Annotated in this window: 12 protein-coding genes; 1 reads left to right on the top strand and 11 read right to left on the bottom strand. The window is 50.9% G+C overall.

Translation table 11 applies throughout. The annotated features are described in order from the left end of the window. Positions 1-36: 36 nt before the first annotated feature. The 8 genes from ACTJJS_RS06105 to ACTJJS_RS06070 form a co-directional block, all read right to left on the bottom strand. A complete protein-coding gene (locus ACTJJS_RS06105) occupies positions 37-1,287 on the bottom strand; it encodes a glycosyl hydrolase family 28-related protein (RefSeq protein WP_440662869.1) in 1,251 nt (416 codons plus the stop codon). 36 nt (positions 1,288-1,323) lie between these two features. After that, positions 1,324-2,790, bottom strand: a complete 1,467-nt coding sequence (locus tag ACTJJS_RS06100; protein WP_440662868.1) for a RagB/SusD family nutrient uptake outer membrane protein — start codon at positions 2,788-2,790, stop codon at positions 1,324-1,326. A gap of 18 nt (positions 2,791-2,808) precedes the next feature. Further along, on the bottom strand, positions 2,809-5,883 hold the full coding sequence (locus ACTJJS_RS06095) for a SusC/RagA family TonB-linked outer membrane protein (RefSeq protein WP_440662867.1): 3,075 nt from the start codon (positions 5,881-5,883) through the stop codon (positions 2,809-2,811). A 370-nt stretch (positions 5,884-6,253) separates the two neighbouring features. Next, the gene (locus ACTJJS_RS06090) at positions 6,254-6,892 is read right to left on the bottom strand and encodes a GntR family transcriptional regulator (protein ID WP_440662866.1); all 639 of its coding nucleotides are present in this window, start codon (positions 6,890-6,892) and stop codon (positions 6,254-6,256) included. Between the two features lie 95 nt (positions 6,893-6,987). Beyond that, the gene (locus ACTJJS_RS06085) at positions 6,988-7,566 is read right to left on the bottom strand and encodes a TlpA family protein disulfide reductase (protein ID WP_440662865.1); all 579 of its coding nucleotides are present in this window, start codon (positions 7,564-7,566) and stop codon (positions 6,988-6,990) included. 89 nt (positions 7,567-7,655) lie between these two features. Continuing rightward, the gene (locus ACTJJS_RS06080) at positions 7,656-8,249 is read right to left on the bottom strand and encodes a hypothetical protein (protein WP_440662864.1); all 594 of its coding nucleotides are present in this window, start codon (positions 8,247-8,249) and stop codon (positions 7,656-7,658) included. A 55-nt stretch (positions 8,250-8,304) separates the two neighbouring features. Continuing rightward, positions 8,305-8,766 (bottom strand): SRPBCC family protein, encoded by a 462-nt coding sequence (locus ACTJJS_RS06075; protein ID WP_440662863.1) that lies wholly within the window; start codon positions 8,764-8,766, stop codon positions 8,305-8,307. A 24-nt stretch (positions 8,767-8,790) separates the two neighbouring features. After that, positions 8,791-9,120 carry an ArsR/SmtB family transcription factor gene (locus ACTJJS_RS06070; protein WP_168868849.1) on the bottom strand — a complete coding sequence of 110 codons (330 nt, stop codon included), beginning with the start codon at positions 9,118-9,120 and terminating at the stop codon, positions 8,791-8,793. Between the two features lie 99 nt (positions 9,121-9,219). Between ACTJJS_RS06070 and ACTJJS_RS06065 the strand changes: the two genes are divergently transcribed. Continuing rightward, positions 9,220-9,993 (top strand): DUF3658 domain-containing protein, encoded by a 774-nt coding sequence (locus tag ACTJJS_RS06065; RefSeq protein ID WP_440662862.1) that lies wholly within the window; start codon positions 9,220-9,222, stop codon positions 9,991-9,993. An 82-nt stretch (positions 9,994-10,075) separates the two neighbouring features. Here ACTJJS_RS06065 and ACTJJS_RS06060 read toward each other — a convergent pair whose 3' ends face one another. Genes ACTJJS_RS06060 through ACTJJS_RS06050 form a run of 3 tightly spaced genes read right to left on the bottom strand, consistent with a single transcriptional unit; the run spans position 10,076 to position 17,505 of the window. Beyond that, positions 10,076-12,835: a glycoside hydrolase family 78 protein gene (locus tag ACTJJS_RS06060; RefSeq protein WP_440662861.1), complete on the bottom strand. Its 2,760-nt coding sequence runs from the start codon at positions 12,833-12,835 to the stop codon at positions 10,076-10,078. Between the two features lie 18 nt (positions 12,836-12,853). Continuing rightward, positions 12,854-14,359 carry a RagB/SusD family nutrient uptake outer membrane protein gene (locus ACTJJS_RS06055; RefSeq protein ID WP_440662860.1) on the bottom strand — a complete coding sequence of 502 codons (1,506 nt, stop codon included), beginning with the start codon at positions 14,357-14,359 and terminating at the stop codon, positions 12,854-12,856. Positions 14,360-14,376: 17 nt separating this feature from the next. Next, positions 14,377-17,505 carry a SusC/RagA family TonB-linked outer membrane protein gene (locus ACTJJS_RS06050; RefSeq protein WP_440662859.1) on the bottom strand — a complete coding sequence of 1,043 codons (3,129 nt, stop codon included), beginning with the start codon at positions 17,503-17,505 and terminating at the stop codon, positions 14,377-14,379. Positions 17,506-17,569 lie beyond the last annotated feature (64 nt).

Here is a 17,569-nt window from a genome sequence, read left to right as displayed (position 1 = left end):
ATAGCGATGCTGTTAAAATTTTATGTAAAATCTCACCTATTCCCTGTTCTGGATGGACACCCCGTTTATACGGCTGTTTTTAATGACCGCACCGGCCGACTGTAACAGCAGGTTGCCCTGTATATGCCGGTGCCGGATGTCTACCTGGTTGATATTGAGAGAATCGATAACTGTATTTTCGTCAAACAAAAACTGCGGGTTGGCGTAGCGGTCTTCCTCCCGGCTAACCTGGCTGATGTCCAGCCGGTCCATTACGGATTGTTTTACGCTGATAATGCCGTATACCACGGGCAATTGCGGCTGTGTGGAACGCCCGTACACATTGGCGCCCGACACGTCCCTGATCGTTACACTGGAGAAATAACCGGTCTTGCCGAAAAGGCTGTAAAACAGCACTGATGCCATGGCCGTATTACCATGTACTTTTTCAATCATGATGTTGCTTACTTTCCTGTTCTCAAACGTGTAAAAAGCAACTGCCTTCAGCGCAGGAATGGAATCGTAAATATTTTCGGGGCTGATGTTCCTGACAGTCACATCGTGATAATCCACCGCGGGGAAAGGCGACATCTTTCCCTGGAAAGACGCGCCGCCGGCCGCAAAGGCCACCAGGTCGTCGTTGGTGAAACCGGAGATGTTTTCAATGAGCACATGGTTGCCGCCACCGGTGACACCGTCGCCGTTCTGCATCAGCGCGCTGGTCTGCCGCGTATCCCTGAACGGATTTTGCTGAAACCGTATGTCGTGTATATGCACGGTATCACATTCCATGTAGGCGATGCCCCAGCTGCGGGTACTGTCTATCTGCAAATTTCCGACTTCCAACCGGCGCACTTTATAGAACAGCATACCGAAACAAAAATCGGAGCTGTCTACCGTGCTGCGGATGGTACGCGTCTGTGTCCAGCCGTTGCCGTTCCATTTGCCGCCGGTCACTTTAATATGTGCGTTACCGTTAACCAGGTCTTCGTTCTGCAGCAGGCACTGATTACAGGAAGGCTTCAGCTCGATGTAAGCGTCCGGGCTAGCTTCCAGCGTAAAGTAAGAGGGCAGTTTAATGGGCCGCGCGATCAGATAGTGCCCTTTCGGAACGAATATTTTGCGGGTACCGTTCTTTTGGGCTTGTACAATTGCTCGTTGAAAAGCTCTGCTGTCGTCTGTTTTACCATCCGCCAGGGCACCATGAGCGCGCACGTCGGTCACATGCTGGGCACGGGACATTATACCACAGAGCATCACTATGCTGATGAGTATTATCCGTCTTACGATTCTTTGCTGGTATAACATCCCGTACAGTTAAACTATGGTTGGTTGTTGATGATATTAATATCCTTCATTTTGTTTCAGCACGCCAGGAGCGTACTGATCGATCTGGCGTTGTGGCACCGGGAATACCGCCATGGTGGCTTTGGGCAACAGCGCCACTTTGGTGGCCGCGCCGGTAGCCGGATTATAGTCTCTTTCTTCGCTTGTCATGACGGTCAGGAAACGGCCGGTACGTACCAGGTCAGGCCAGCGTTCATTTTCGTAGGCCAGTTCTAGTTGTCTTTCGAGCAACAGGATATCCAGGAAACTATCGGGAGTGGCAATATCGGCAGCAGTGTAATCATGGGCCGCATCGCCGAAAGCCCTTTCCCTGATGGTGTTCAGCTGTGTCAGCGCACTGCCTTTATCGCCGCTGTTGTAAAGGGTTTCAGCGTAAAGCAGGATAACATCTGCCAATCGCAGCACCGGCAGGTCCTGACCGGAAGTGGCCCCGGTGAATTTGGTGGCGTACTTTTTCACGTAAGGGCCCCATGCCGGCGGATCATTCGGGGAGGTGGCCTTCACCACGTAGTCAGAAATAGTGGATGCTTTCCGGCTATCGCCGGTGATATATTTTTTGTTCAGGCTCCAGGACGGAAAAGCGTACTGGTTGCCGGAGCCTACCACACCGGCAATGCCGCCGATAGGGGCAAAATCAATGCCCAGCGAGTGGCCGTTGGCACCATCGGTATATTTGATGGTGAAGATGATCTCTTTGTTGTCTTCCGAAGCGAGGCTCCACAATGTAGCAAAGCCAGGCTCCAACTGATAGCCAAAATCACGGATGGCTTTTTCCAGGTAAATCTTAGCATTGGCCCAGTCTTTCCGGTATACATATACCTTACCAAGAAGACCGGTGGCTGCGCCTTTGCTGGCACGTCCCCTGACAGCGGAGCCGGGTGCAGGCAACAGGTCAATGGCTGCTTTCAGGTCGGAGATGATCAGCTCATATATCTTGTCGGCCGATTCGCGCGGCATATTCTTCGCTTCGCTGATACCGGGTGTTTTAGTCACCATCGGCACACCGCCAAACAATCTCACCAGATCAAAATAAAAGAGCGCACGCATGAATCTGGCTTCACCGGTGAACTGCTCCTTTTTGCCGGAGGCATAGTCCACAGGACGGTCTATATTTTCCAGCACGGCATTGGCACGACCGATACCATAAAAACTTTTCTCCCAGAAATCCGCCACAGCAGTGTTTTCCGGGTTAACGGTCAGATAGTCCAGGTCATTCACGCCGGGCATGGCGGTGCCCATATACAGGTTGTCTCCGGGCATCTCCATCAGCAGATAGTCCTTCGGTTTACGGTCCTGCATACCACTGTAGATACCGATGACTGCCTGGTCCATATCATTGGACGTTTTATAAAAATTGTTGGTGGTCAGGGAAGAATCGGGCGTCATATTCAGCAGGCTGTTGGTACAGCTGCTGCCGGCAAGCGCCAGTAGTAGGATTGGTATATAAAGTTTGTTTTTTCTCATGGAATACGCTTTTGTTGGTTAGAAGTTAAAATTGAATCCCAGCGCGTAAATGCGGCTGATTGGTTCTGCCCCGTAGTTAGCGCCCGGCATGCTGGCAACGCCGTTCACCTCTCCTTTCGTATACCCTTCAGGGTTATATCCATGGAATTCTTTTTTGGTGAAGATGAACAGGTTGCTGGCAGAGAGGTATACCCGGAAGTTGGTCACCCGTAGTTTGCGGACCAGTGTTTCAGGCAGGGTATAGCCGAGGTTTACGTTACGAATGGCGAGGAAGGAGGCGTCTTCTATATAAGCGTCAGACATAGTCTGGAATCCCAATGTATTGAGTGCGCTGGCCGGCACTTTACCGTTGCCCGGGTCAGTGGGCGACCACCACTGGTTTTCCACCAGGGAGCGGCGCATCGCGCCCAGCAGGGCGCCCTGGTAGAACTGGTTTTCGTAGTTGTACATCTTAGCGCCGAGCGATGCCTGCATGGCAATGCTCAGGTCAAAATTATTGTAGGAGAAATTGTTCACCATTCCCAGGATGGCTTTGGGCTGGAAATTGCCCAGTATCTGTTTGTCGTTGGCATCAATCTTTTTATTGCCATCGGTATCTTCAAACTTTGGGTTACCGGGGCGGGAGCCCGCGATACCCGGATTGGCCGCCACGTCAGCGGCATCTTTGTAAATACCGTTGATTTTGTAACCATAGTAGGAGAACATCGGTTCGCCCACACGGAGTATCCAGTTCATATTGGAAGAAGGGTCAGCGATGATCACGTTGTTGACACCGCCCAGGTCCTCCACGGTGTTACGGTTGCGGGAATAGTTGAAAGATGTCTGCCAGTTGAATTTACCGACGATATTACGGGTGTTCACTTCAAATTCTATCCCGCGGTTACGTATCTCCCCGATGTTGGTCATGGTAGTACCAAAGCCTGTAGTGGCCGGCACCGGCATGCTGTACAGCAAGTCGGTGGTCCGTTTGTCGTAGTAATCAAACACGATGCTGATGCGGTTATCCAGCACAGACAGTTCAGCGCCCAGGTCGATGCCTTTGGTTTTTTCCCAGCCCAGTTGGCTGTTGCCGTAGCTAACGGCTGCCTGGCCTTTGGTCACCACGTTACCGGGCGAATAGAAGGTATTGCCCATCAGGCCGAGGTATTGGAAGTCGCCGATGTTGAAGTTGCCCGTCACGCCCCAGCTGGCCCTTACTTTCAGGTCACTGATAGGTTTGAAGTCTTTCAGGAAACTTTCCTGTTTCACGCGCCAGGCGGCAGACACAGAGGGGAAATAACCCCAACGGTTATCCGGGCCGAAGCGGGAGCTGGCATCTGTACGGATGGAGGCTGACAGCAGGTATTTATCTTGATAACCATAGTTCACACGCGTGAAGTAGGAAATAAGCCCCCATTTGCTTTTGAGCGTATTGCTGTTGGGCGCCAGTGTGGCGTTGCCCATCGTGTGTATGATATCGTTATTATAACTGCCGGCCACAGCGTAGAGGTTCACCGACTTGCTGTCGTTACGCTGGTAGGACGCGCCTGCGATGGCAGAAAGATCGTGGCCGCCTTTAAACGTAGTGTTGTAGCTCAGTACGTTTTCATTGAGCACATTGATATTGGTGCTGGTGATGTCCGTGCCTGAGTTTTTGGCGGCGCTGGTAGCCCAGGAGGCCTGGAACTCGTCGCGGTTACTGAAGTCCATGGTAGTACCTACAGAAGAGCGGAAGCTCAGTCCTTTGGCGAGGTTCAGTTTCAGATAGGCTTCACCGATATTGCTGATGCTGCTGCCGTAGTATTCAGAGCCCTGCAGGGTGGCCATCGGGTTTACCTGTCCGGTCACCACGGCGCCCCAGTATTCGCGCGCCGTAGGGTAGGTACCGTTAGGGCGCTGCACATCTACAAAAGAAGGATATTTGGAATAGTTAGGTATCTCGGATGGATTATAACGGCGTTTGGAATAGGTAGGGTTGAGCATGAAGCCTACGCTCACCACTTTGCTGGCCTGCACGTCCACATTGGCCCTGAGGCCATAGGTTTTAAACCAGGTGTTGACCATGGCGCCCTGTTCGTCTTTGTAGGTAGCAGCCACGTAGTAGGTGGCCTTATCTGTGCCGCCGCTGGCGGAAATATTATAGCTCTGAATGGGTGCCGTGCGCATGACAGCGTCCTGCCATACAGTATGACCGGTTTTGAGCACGTCGCTTACCTGGTAGGCAGCGGGCCTTCTGGCATCACCCCATACCGGCAGACTAACGTCACCGCCTACCCAGGCGTATTCCCGGTTCTGGTATTTGACTGCATAGTTGTAGTATTCATCGCCGGTGATCCAGTCGTTGTGTACGATCGCTTTGCCCAGGCCTGCGTAGCCGTTGAAGTTAAATTTCGGTTTACCGGCCACGCCTTTTTTCATGGTGACGAGGATAACGCCGCCGGCTGCACGTGAACCGTAGATAGCTGCGGACGATGCGTCTTTCAGCACTTCCACCGACTGTACATCGTTCATATTGATCATACCGAGGTTGCCGCCGGGGATACCGTCGATCACTATCAGCGGGTCATTGCCTGCGCTGATGGAACCGATGCCGCGGATGCGGATGGTGGGCGCAGATCCTGCCTGGCCGCGTGACTGGGAGATGTTCACCCCTGCCATACGGCCTACCAGTGCAGCTTCCGGACGACCAGCAGGCACCTGGTCGAGTATTTTGTTTTCCACTTTAGCCACGGAGGCGGTCACAGAACTTTTCTTTACCGCGCCATAACCGATGACAACTGTCTCATTCAATGTGGTTTTGCTTTGAGCCAGGGAAATAAAAATATTATTGCGGTTGCCGATGGCAGTTTCTTTTTTATCATAACCGATGTAGGAGAAGGAGAGCACGTCGCCACTGGCAGCACGGATGGTAAAGTGTCCTTCCGCATTGGTGGATGCGCCGGTCTGTGTGCCTTTGATAAATACCGTAACGCCCGGAAGTGCAACCTGGGTAACGCTGTCCACCACTGTCCCCTTAATCTCCCTGACCTCCTGTGCTATCAGCTTTTGTGGCTTGCAAAGACCTGCAGCGAGTAACAGCAGGGTTGCAAATAGGTAAAGGTGTGTTCCTTTCATAATTCTGGTTAGATAAAATGGTTAGATAATCCCGTGCGTATGATAGCCATGCGCCGGTTGCTGTTGACATGTCATCCGCAGATACAGATTTTAGTGCAGGATGAGTTTTTCGCGTTTTATTTTATTAACCGTTCACTGTCCTAAATAACAGAACACATGTCGGCATTACAGGTTGATAAATACGGGCACGGTTACACGATGCGTTGGCACTGCCCGCGAGTTCACATAACGTTAGCTTTAGTACCGGCCGGGAACGGTCAGTTGTTCGCCACTCTGTTTACAAATATATTTAAATTTTGTAAACAAAAAAATATTTGCGAAAAAATATGGGAAGGGGTAAATCCGGGGACGTCCAATAAAAAAGAAGGGGTTATTCTACTTCCAGGGTAGTCACTTCTCCACGCAGCAAATGCTTTACCAGCGCGTCTTCCGCCTTTTTAAGGTCTTTATTTTTCAGGGCCTGAAGGATAGCGCGATGCTCTTCATCAGTCTGTTCATAATCGTCCATTTGCACCAGCATCTTGCCCAGCTTCATGTGGAACAGGGGGATATTGCTGGACTGGTATATCTCCATCAGTTTGGTATTGCCGGCGAGAGCTATCAGCGTTTCGTGGAACTTCATATCTGCTTCACAGGCGCCGCCCATGTAACCGCTTTTTACCATATTGGTAAAGTCGTCACAGATTTTCTCCAGTGCGGTGATATCGGCCTTGCCGATCTTGTGGATGGCCACCCGGATGGCGCCCAGCTCCAGCAGCTCGCGCAGCTCCCGGATCTGCCGGATATCTTCGGCGGTCATGGACTTAACAAAGTAACCGCCTTTCTCCCCGAATACCACCAGATTCTCGCCCAGCAACCTTGTCAACGCCTCCCGCACGGCCATGCGGCTCACTTCCGTTTTCTTGGCCCACACGTCTTCTTTCAGGCGCATGCCCGGTACCAGCTGATTGGAAAGGATCTTACGACGCAGTTCTACATACACTTTATTGGCTAATGAATCTGTTTTCATAGTAAAAATTGTAAACGAAATATTTATTCAAAAGTAAACAATTTTAGGATAGCTATACCGTTTCAGCGGTAACCATACCCAAAATTTACAAAAAACTATTGCTTTTCAGCCAGTAACTGTTGAATATATTCTTCCATGCGGTGACTGCTATAGTCTGCCGCGCCGGTTTCCCGGAACACGATCCGTCCCGCTTTATCTATAATGAGCGTAGTGGGCAGCGTGCCGTTGTATACATTTTGAGGCACATTTGCGGTCAACAAAGCAACGGGCAATTGGTACCCATGGTCCCGCATAAACGCAGCGGCCTTGCCAGGCTCACTATCAGCGTCCACGATCAGGAACACGATACCGGGGTTATCTTTCCATTGGCGGTACAGCCGGTCCACAGAAGGCATCTCCGCCCTGCATGGCGGGCACCACGTAGCCCAGAAATTAATAAACACCACCTTCCCCTTCAGGGAAGACAGCGCCACTGGTGCGCCCGTAGCGTCGCGGAAAAGCATCTCGGGCGCCGGCCAGGCGTCTTCATTTGTTTTGGGCACTGAGGGCTGCAACAAGCCCACCTTCATCAGCTGCTGCATAAACCATACCTTTCCTCCGGGAATGAACAGTATCGCCAGCAGCCCTGTTAACAGCAGTGTGTAAATAATATTGGAAAAGGAAAATCGGCGCATAAGGGGCAAGATAATAAAATCCCGGGCATCGCGAAGGCCCCAGGACTAAAGTCCTGCGCTACCAGGCCGGAATATCGGACAGCGCCGGTTTACGAGGAAGTTAAGCCGGACTCAATATGCCTTTTTGCCACCTGTAAAAACTCGTCTTTAGTCATATATTTTTCCAGGAAATCTTCCAGTGTGCCCTTGTTATCTATCTCCTGAAAATATACTTCATGGTCAGTACTGTAAACAATGGGATTTTCGGGGTCGGGATCAGTCAGGCATACAAAATAGTGATCGGGGAAACCGTAGGAAGAAAAGATGCACATAAATTCCATGTCATTGCCTTTAACAACCGCCCTGACCTCTTCCTCCTCAACAAGCCCGTCCAACTCGCCTTCATCGCCAGAACCGGCTTTAAACGGCGTAAACAGCCAGGAACGGAAGAAGTCTTGTCCATAGGGAATCTCATGATCAGAGAAATAATGCGCCAGCAGGTTGTCATAAAAGGTATCCGGACTGGTGTTATACAAAGCCTTATGTTCTTCATAAAATTCATCAAGCCCAAAGCCTTCCCAGTCTCTTGTCCAAAGCGGGTGACTAAAAGTAATTCCCTGCCATATGTCCTGAAGGGTGGCACCATTCGCCCGTTGAATGTTGCCACCCAGCTTTGTTATCTTATCTAAAATTGTTTGCTTCATCCTTCAAATGTAAATCCTTCAGCGCGAAAACCGATCGAAGCAGGGAATTTCGTTCTTAACACTTTGTTTCACTCTCCGGTGTTGGCACAAATTCAGGATCAAGATACTTCGGCAAAGCATTGTTGATAAAGTAATTCCAGCCACCGGTGAAGCTCTCCCGGGTAAAGGACTTCAAATGCTGCGGGAATGTTTCCAGTCCCTCATGCGTCAACGTTAGTCTTGTCTTATCTCCTTCCGGCTGCAATTCAAAAGTCAGTAAGGACTCTCCTTCATAATCCCTGTACGTCCAGGTGTAGGACAGCTTCCTGTCAGGTACCACAGCTGTTACTACACAATTGTGGACATATTCAATGCCCTGGTCTGCGGCCACAAAACTAAACGCAAACCCTACTTCCGGTTTAAAATCAGATACCTCAAAGTACCATGCTTTCATTTTTTCTTTTACGGTCAATGCTTCCCAAACTTTGCGGACAGGCGCATTCAGTAGCCGTTCAACGACCAGCGGTTGATTTTTCATAACACATGATTTATAAGTGATGGTTTATTTTTTTTTCTTTTTCTTCTTACTGTCCTCTTCCAGGAAAGCTTCCAGCGCGTCCAGTTTCTTGTTCCAGAACCGGCGGTAATTTTCCACCCATTCCGATACCTCTTTCAGCTGATGCAGGTTGGCTTTGCAATGACGCTCCCTCCCCTGCTGCTGGATAACAATAAGCCCGCACTCCGTCAGTATCTTTACATGCTTGGATATAGCGGGACGGCTGATATCAAAATGGTCAGCCACCATATTCAGGCTCAATGACCTGTCGGCCAACAGATGAATAATCTCCCTCCTCGTAGGGTCTGCTATCGCCTGAAAAACATCTCTGCGCATAAAATTTTAATTTGTAACCGTTCAGTTACAAATATAAGTAACCGATTGGTTACAAAAAAATAAAAAAATGAGATGATCGGTTTTACTTATATTCATTATATGTCAGACTTACATCTTACAGCCTCTCTCTCCACCTCCGGCGCTCTTTCTGCCGCCATCAGGCAACAGCTGCTTACCGGCGAAACCTACGCCATCAATGACATTCCCGGTACCGGCCCGCTACACGACGGATTGATAAGAAAAGAATTTCTGCGTAGCCTGAACTACGTAAAAAAAGGCACCAACTGGTCAGATGACGAACCTGATGCCTTCGCCCCCTGGCTACAGTTAAGAGCCCGGTTATCAGATAACCCCGTAGACAGACTGGTCATATGGGCGGCCACTGACGGAGATGATTATATTTTCCTCAGAATGGCCTGCCACTGGCCGGAAAACATACCCGTTAACGTTATACAGGTGAAAGCACCGCCGATACATGGCTCGCACAGTCTGGTCCTTTATTCCACGGAGCAACTGGCGCCATTGATCAACCAGGGCGTATTGCTGAGCAATGCAGCACGCTACGCGCTGGCCCGGGAATATGAAACCATCGTGGCCCGCCCGGAAATGCTCAGGGAATGTGATGAGCATGGCGTACTACAGTTCCTGGACATCTCTGCACATGACCACGAAATCATGGCGCAGTGCAATGGCCGTTGGAAACCTGCGGCCAGGGTAATTGGTCAGGTGCTTGGATTCAAAGACCCGCGCAACAATCTTAATGACGCCTTCCTCAGCTCCAGGCTGGAACATCTGATCGTTACCGGCCGCATAGAAGCCGATGCCCCTCGCACTTCTATAAGAGACTTCCAGGTAAGGCTTGCGAACCAATAACATCAACCATAACAAATGCCCCCACTGGCACACAGCCAATGGGGGCAATATTCACCGCTCTTATCTCCTCGCATCAGGAGTATTACAAATCAACCTGTATATCATAGTTCCCCGAAGGAATTTCATACACCGCATAACCATCCTCCGTTCTTAAGAATTTCACGTCTTTGTTGTCAGACATCGGCTTTCCTCCTTCCTTTACATTTTTGGCGTCTTTGGACGGCACATATACGGTGGCCCGCGTATTAACCGGAACGCTTATACGCCATTTAAAAGACTGGCCTGTTTTCTCCCAGTGGCTGCGTATCATGCCATATCCTGAATAATAGGAAGCATCTACCTTTTTTAAATCCCCTGTCACCAATGGTTTCATGATGATATGCTTAAATCCTGGTACTGCAGGATCAGGCTGTATAGCGCCGAGATTCTGATAATACCATACCACCAGGTCGCCCAGCAGCATCACATGATTACCGGAGTTCATGGCAGGATCGGCTGTATTGCCGTTCCATAGTTCCCATATAGTAGTGGCGCCTTCTTTGGCCATGTATCCCCAACTGGGATAAGTGGTATTCGTTGCCAGTTGGTAGGCGATATCTCCCCTGCCATAGTTCGTGAGTGTGCGCATCAGCCATTCCGCACCCACCAGGCCGGTGCTGATATGACCTTTGTAATCATTAAGCGTTTTATCCACAATGTGCTGGAACACCTTCTTCTGCCGGTTTTCCGGGGCCAGCTGATATGCCAGCGAGAAGATGTTGGCCGTTGGTGTGTTATTGGCATAATAACCGCCTTCTTCGTTCAAAAATTTCTTATTAAAAGCGGTCTTCACCTTTTCTTCCTGGCTTTTGAATGTGGCCACATCTCCGGTATTGCCGGTAATGGTAGCAAAACGTTCCATCAGGGTCAACAGATGATAGTAGAAAGACGTTCCCAGGAAATCACCGGCTGTCTTGCGTGCAGGGTCTTTGGAATGGATCAGTTCCGGGGACTCCGGCGGCATACACCAGTCGCCGTAAGTGTCTTTGGTCATAATATCATCCTTCATATACTTGTCTTTCATGTAAGCCATCCATTTTTTCATGGAAGCGTAGTGACGGCGGATAGGCTGATCGTCGCCATATTGTTCATACATCAGGTTGGCAATGATCAGGTAGGCAGCGGGCCAGGTCATGTTATCAGAATACATGCGCCAGTAAGACGGCGCTACGTTAGGCACACTGCCTTCGGGCGTTTGAGCGTCTTCAATGTCCTGCAACCATTTCGCGTACAACAGGTGGTTGTCGAAAATAAAGCTTTCTCCCCTGGCGCCCACGGCGCGGTCTCCCAGCCAGCCCATGCGCTCATCGCGCTGCGGACAATCGGTGGGCATTCCACGATAGTTACCCCGTATTCCCCAGTAAGCATTTTTGTAAATCTGATTAATCACTTCATTGGACGTTTCAAAATGACCGGTAGTGGCCATATCGTCATATACTACCCTCCCTTCAACTGCCCCAAGGTCGGGCTTTCCGGGATAACCGGTTACTTCTACATAACGGAAACCGTGGTACGTAAAACGTGGTTCCCAGTCTTCCGTGCCTTTTCCACTCAGTGTATACTTGTCCGTTACCTTTGCGGACCGCAGGTTGGCCATATACAAAGTGCCATCGTCTTTCAGCCTTTCTGCAAACCGCAGGGTTACCTGTGTTCCCCTCTGGCCTTTCACTTTCAACCGCACCCACCCCACGAAATTCTGGCCCATATCGTAGATGAACACGCCTGGCTTTACTTCTTTCACCTGCCGCGCCTTCACGGTGTCCATTACACGAATATTATTGTTCATCTGCGCTACCAGCAGCTCACCGGGTTTGGACACCAGTTGTACCGGCAACCAGGAAGCGGCATGGAAGCCGGGCTTGCTCCATCCCGGCATTTCTTTGGTGGCGTCATATTCTTCGCCGTCATATTCATTGTTGGCGCCTACCGGTCCGGCCGCGGTCACCTTCCAGCTGTTGTCGGTAACAATTTTTTCTGTAGAACCATCTTCATAAACCACATTCACCTGACAGATCATTTTAGGGTAACCAAAATTGGTAATCGGCGGCAACCCTGAACCATTGCCTCTCATGGAGAAATAACGTCCATTCCCGAGGATGGCGCCAATGGCATTGTCTCCCTGCTGCAGTTGAGACGTCACATCATAGGTATTGTAAAACGTGCGTTTGTTATATTCTGTAGGACCGGGAGCCAATACGTCTCTACCGGTTTTGCTGCCATTGATGTATAGTTCGTACAATCCTACCCCGCTGATATAGGCCGTTGCCTTTTTTATTTTTTTAGGGAGACGGAAATCTTTTCGCAGGTACCTGGCCGACAAACGGGTAAAGGTATCCGTGGGCCGGTCGCCCGCGAAAGCGCTGTCCAGGCCTATCCACACCGCCTGCCAGTCAGATGGCCGCAGCAGCCCCATAGACCACGATGCCGGCATGCTCCAGGCGGATTCTTTGCCGTCGCTGGTCCATACTTTCACTTTCCAGAAACAGGCATCACCGCTGCCCAGCGGTTTACCAGCGTAGACAACGCCGAGCGACTGGTCTGAGCTGATTTTACCGGAATTCCACAGGTCTGCTTTATCAGCTTTCAGGTTTGCCAGGGAGGAAGCCACCATCACCTGATAGGCCTGTTGCATCAGGTTGCGTTTGTGGCTGGTGATCTCCCAGCTCAGCCGGGGCGTGGTGGCATCGATGCCAGCCGGGTTTTCACGGTATTCACAACGCAAACGGCCCAACGTTGGCTGGCCTGTTTGTGCGGTACAGGACACCGTAATAAACAATAACAAAAGAACAATCTGTCTGATCATGATAAAGGATTTTGAATACTATTGCGGGTTTTGAGTCAGGTTATCTAAGTTGATATCAGTCTGTGGAATGGGCAACAGCAATCGGTTCGTGGTCACCTGATAGGCGTTGCCTGGAATATAGTTTTTCTGTTGCTTCTCACGCAGTCCATGAGCGTTCATAGTTTCCACCGCTTTACCGGTACGCACCAGATCGTACCAACGGTGGTTCTCAAAGGCCAGCTCCACTTGTCTTTCATGATACACCGCTTTGCGGAAGTCTTCCTGGCTGGCGATGTTCAGCGCCGGATCGGGGTTTCCGGCCGTCTTTCCTGGCAAACCGGCTCGCTGCCTCACCTGGTTCAACAAGTCAAAGGCTTCTCCATTGGCCACAAAAGCCTGTTCATTCAAACACTCTGCTATCATCAGCAGTACATCGGCATAGCGGAGCACCGGGAAGTTATCGTTGGTACGTCCAACCTCCGTATAGCCGTGGTTGTATTTTTTCACGTAGGGGACCGCCACAAATGCGCCATTGGCCGCCTTGTAGCCCTCCGCCATAGATACGCCCTTTCGCTTGTCGCCCGGCTCATAGGCGCTGATCATATCGGCTGTAGGGATATTCCATCCGGAACCACTGCCGTTGATGCTGGTCTTACTGTCACCGGTGACCGCACTACCGGAAGTGTATGGCGCAAAGATGTACATAAACGTGCTGAACAGGCCTGTCTGCGCACCCAGGTATTGTATTTCGAAAATCGATTCCGGCCCGTTCTTTTTTCCCGGTTCAAAAATATCCGCATAATTAGGTACCAGGCTATAACCCAGCGTGGTCACTTTTTTGAGGGCGGCCAGCGCCTCACTGTATTGGTGGCGGGTAAGGTATACTTTGCCGAGCAACGTATAGGCGGCGCCGGAAGTGGCCCGGCCAATGGCAGCACCGGTATAGGCAGCCGGCAGTTTGGCAGCAGCATCGGTCAGATCGGCGATAATACGTGCATACACCTCATCCACCGACGCCCGCCCTTTCGACAGCGCACCACCGGGAGCTACCACGGAATGTTCCCGCAGCGGGACCCCACCAAACTGGCGCACCAGGTTAAAATAATGAAAAGCCCGCAGAAATTCTGCTTCCCCCGTATATTGGTCCTGCGTACCGGATGAAAATGATTTGATGTTGGGAATATTATCCAATACGTCGTTGGCCCTGGAGATACCGACATAACTGTTTTTCCAGAAATTGGTAATGCATTCGGCTGTAGCGCCCACCAGGAATTCATCCACGAACTCCCACTGCTCATGTCCCCTGTCGGCGGTATTGTACTGGAACGCGGTATTGTCGGAACGCATCTCTCCGAAAATCCAATAGCTCTCGGTACCTAACGGCTGCAGAATATTATAAGCCCCGTTGACCGCCTGTTCTATCTCTCCTTCTGACTTATAGAAAGCAGCACCGTTGATGGACGTTTCCGGGTTAAGGTCCAGGAAGCTTTTACCACAGCTGCATAAACATATGCTGATAACTAAAAAATATCGAACCCTTTTCATGAGATACATTTTTTCTTTTAAAAAGACAGGTTAATGCCCAGTGTGTAAGTCCTTGCCAGTGGATAATTGGTAAAATCCTCTCCAGGCGTCAGCGCGGTGCTGGTGGCATTGCCGGACACCGTTTTACGGCTCACTTCCGGGTTGGCGCCGGAATAACGGGTAAACGTATGCAGGTTCTGCACGCTGGCGTATATACGTGCCCGTGAAATAAACCGCGTCCGTTGCAGCCAGGCTTTGTTCAGGTTATATCCCAGCGTGATGTTCTGTATGCGCATAAACGACCCGTCTTCTACCCAGGAGGAGTTGACATCGCGGTAAATCACGCGGGCGCCATTGGTGGTAGGTGTATTACCATCACCAGGATTTTGGGGAGAACGCCAGCGGTTCAACACACTTCTGTCTGTATTAAAGATCCCGTCAATGTTCTGCAGGTATTGGTTGGCCGTTTTCAGTACCTGTCCGCCTTGTGCGCCTGTCAGCACAATCCCGAGATCAATGCCCTTAAAGGAAAAATTATTCGTCAGTCCCCATACAAATTTGGGATTGGGATCACCGATGATGGCAAAATCATTGACCGGTTCTATCACACCGTTGCCATCCACGTCCTTGTATTTGATCGAACCCACGACGGAAGTAACATGTTTGGGCGATTTATTCAGATCGTCCTGATCTTTATAAATCCCTTCTACCACATAACCATAAAATAACCCTACCGGCTTGCCCACTTCGGTGATATGGGTAAAAGAACCTTCACCGCTCCTGCCGCTGTAGATAGGGTCATTACGATCATTCAGCGCCAGTACCTTGTTCCGGTTGAAGGCAATGTTCGCGTTGGTGGTCCAGGTGAAAGCGCCACTCATATTCTCACTGCTCACACCCACTTCCAGACCGTGATTCTCCACCTTCCCGGCATTGATGATTACATTGGTGTAACCGGAAGACAAGGGTATCTCTGAATTATATAGCATGCCTTTGGTGAGACGTTTGTAATAATCCACGGTGACGCTTATACGATTACGGAAGAGGCCTATGTCAACCCCTGCGTCCAGCTGGGAAGACTCCTCCCAGGTAAGGTCCGGGTTACTGAGCGAGGAAGTGGCGCGGCCGCTGGCAATCTGATTGCCCAGCACGTAGTTGTTGGTCACTACATTGGACATGTACGTATAGTTGCCGATGTTATAGTTGCCGGAAAGGCCGTAGCTCAGCCTCGCTTTCAGATCGCTGAGCCAGGAAACCTGCTTCAGGAACGGTTCTTCCGAGGCCCTCCAGGCGATGGCGGCGGAAGGAAAGGTGCCGTAGCGGGTGTTATACCCGAAACGGGAGGAGCCGTCGGAACGGACCGTAGCGGTGAACAGGTATTTGTCTTTGTAAGCGTAGTTCACCCGCCCCAGGTATGAGAGAATAGCCCACTCCTGCACATCCTGGGAGTAGGACGGAATAGTGGCCGCAGCCCCGATGGGCTTAATCAGGTCGTCCGGATAATTGCTGGCATTGATCACCAGCACATCTTCGCGGGATTTCTGGGCGGTATAACCCAATACCACGTTCAGCGAGTGGTCCTTATGAAAAGTACGGTCATAGGTTAGCAACATCTCGCCCAGCCAGTTCAGGCCATTAGCCTTCGATTGGGAAGAATTGGGGATGCCGGGTGGCGGATTGTTCACGCCTCCCAGGAACGATGGATTAAAGACGAACGTAGAGCCGTTGCCGTAACTCACATTAAAACTGCCTTTCGCCTTCAGGCCGGGGATGATCTCATATTCCGCATAGGCGGTGGCCAGACCAGTAAGCGATTTTATTTTAGTGGCGCCATATTCGAGGGAGTTGAGCGGATTAGCCGCGCTGAACATTCCCGGAGAACTGATATAAGGCGTGCGTGCGCCGTTTTTATCTGTCACCGGTATCAGCGGGCTTAACCAAAGGCTGCGGGTGAGCACATCAGTAAATCCGTTCTCGAAATCGTTGACGGCCTGCGTATGGTAAGTTGGCGCGAGGTTCAGGCCTATCTTTACTTTACGTCCGATATTACTTTCGATGTTAGCCCTGACCGTATACCGGTCATAGCCTGTATAACGCAACACTCCGTCCTGTTTAAAATATCCAAAGGAAAAATAATACCGGGTATTTTCCGAACCGCCACTAACGCTGACGGTTGTATTATGCTGGGGCGCCTGGCGCAATACTGTATTATACCAGCTGGTGCCTTCGCCGTATTGTTCAGGGTTCCGGTACTCCTCGGGAATGTCTGCATCAATGGCTGTCTGGCCGCGGGAAGCAAAATCATCAACGATAATATCTTTTCTGAACTGCGCAAACTCGCGCGCATTCAACATTTGCGGCCTCCCTTTCTGTGGCACTTCCTGTATGCCGTAATAACTGTTTACCTGCACCAGCGGCTTACCCTTTTGGCCTCTTTTGGTGGTGACGATCGCTACGCCATTGGAACCGCGGCTGCCATAGATCGCCGTAGAGGATGCATCTTTCAGTACCGTGATGTTGTCAATATCATCCGGATTGATGAAGCCCAGCGGGCTTGCCTGTTGGCCGAAGCTGGCAGCTATCGGGAAGCCATCTATGACAAAGAGGGGATCGCTGCTGGCGCCGAAGGAGCCGGAGCCGCGGATTTTAATGGCAGCGCCGCCGCCAGGCGTACCGGAAACAGTGCTGACCTGTACACCGGGTATCTGGCCGGTCAGTTTCTGGTCTACGCCAGCTACGGGCAGGTCCTGCATTTGTCTACTGCTCAGCGTTGCCACGGCGCCGGTGAGATCTTTCTTCTGGCGGGCGCCATAGCCGATCACCACTACTTCGCTCAGGCCGGCCGTATTGGACGTCAACAGCACATTGATCACTGCCTGTGCTCCCACTACTACCCTCTTTTCTTCATAACCGATAAAGCGGAAAGCCAGTGTTTCACCAGGTGATGCTGTGATATGAAAGGCACCTTTTGCATCGGTTTGTGTGCCGATGGATTTCCCCACTACCTGCACTGTTACGCCAGTGAGGGCGCCAGAAGCAGAATCTGAAACGATGCCGGTAATCTGTTTCTGCTGGGCCAGCAGGAGCTGGCAGCATAGTAGCGGCAACAGGCCGCATAGCCAGCCACGGCAATGCCATAGCCGTAGACGTGCGTAACGTTTAGACATAACGTGAAATCTTTTGTTGAACAATAAGTGTTTGACTATTGGATAATTTCAGGCACAACGGCTC

The sequence above is a fragment of the Chitinophaga sp. 22308 genome (genome assembly GCF_052045305.1).
GTDB classification, from domain to species: Bacteria; Bacteroidota; Bacteroidia; order Chitinophagales; family Chitinophagaceae; genus Chitinophaga; species Chitinophaga varians_A.
This window is presented reverse-complemented; position numbering and strand designations above follow the sequence as displayed.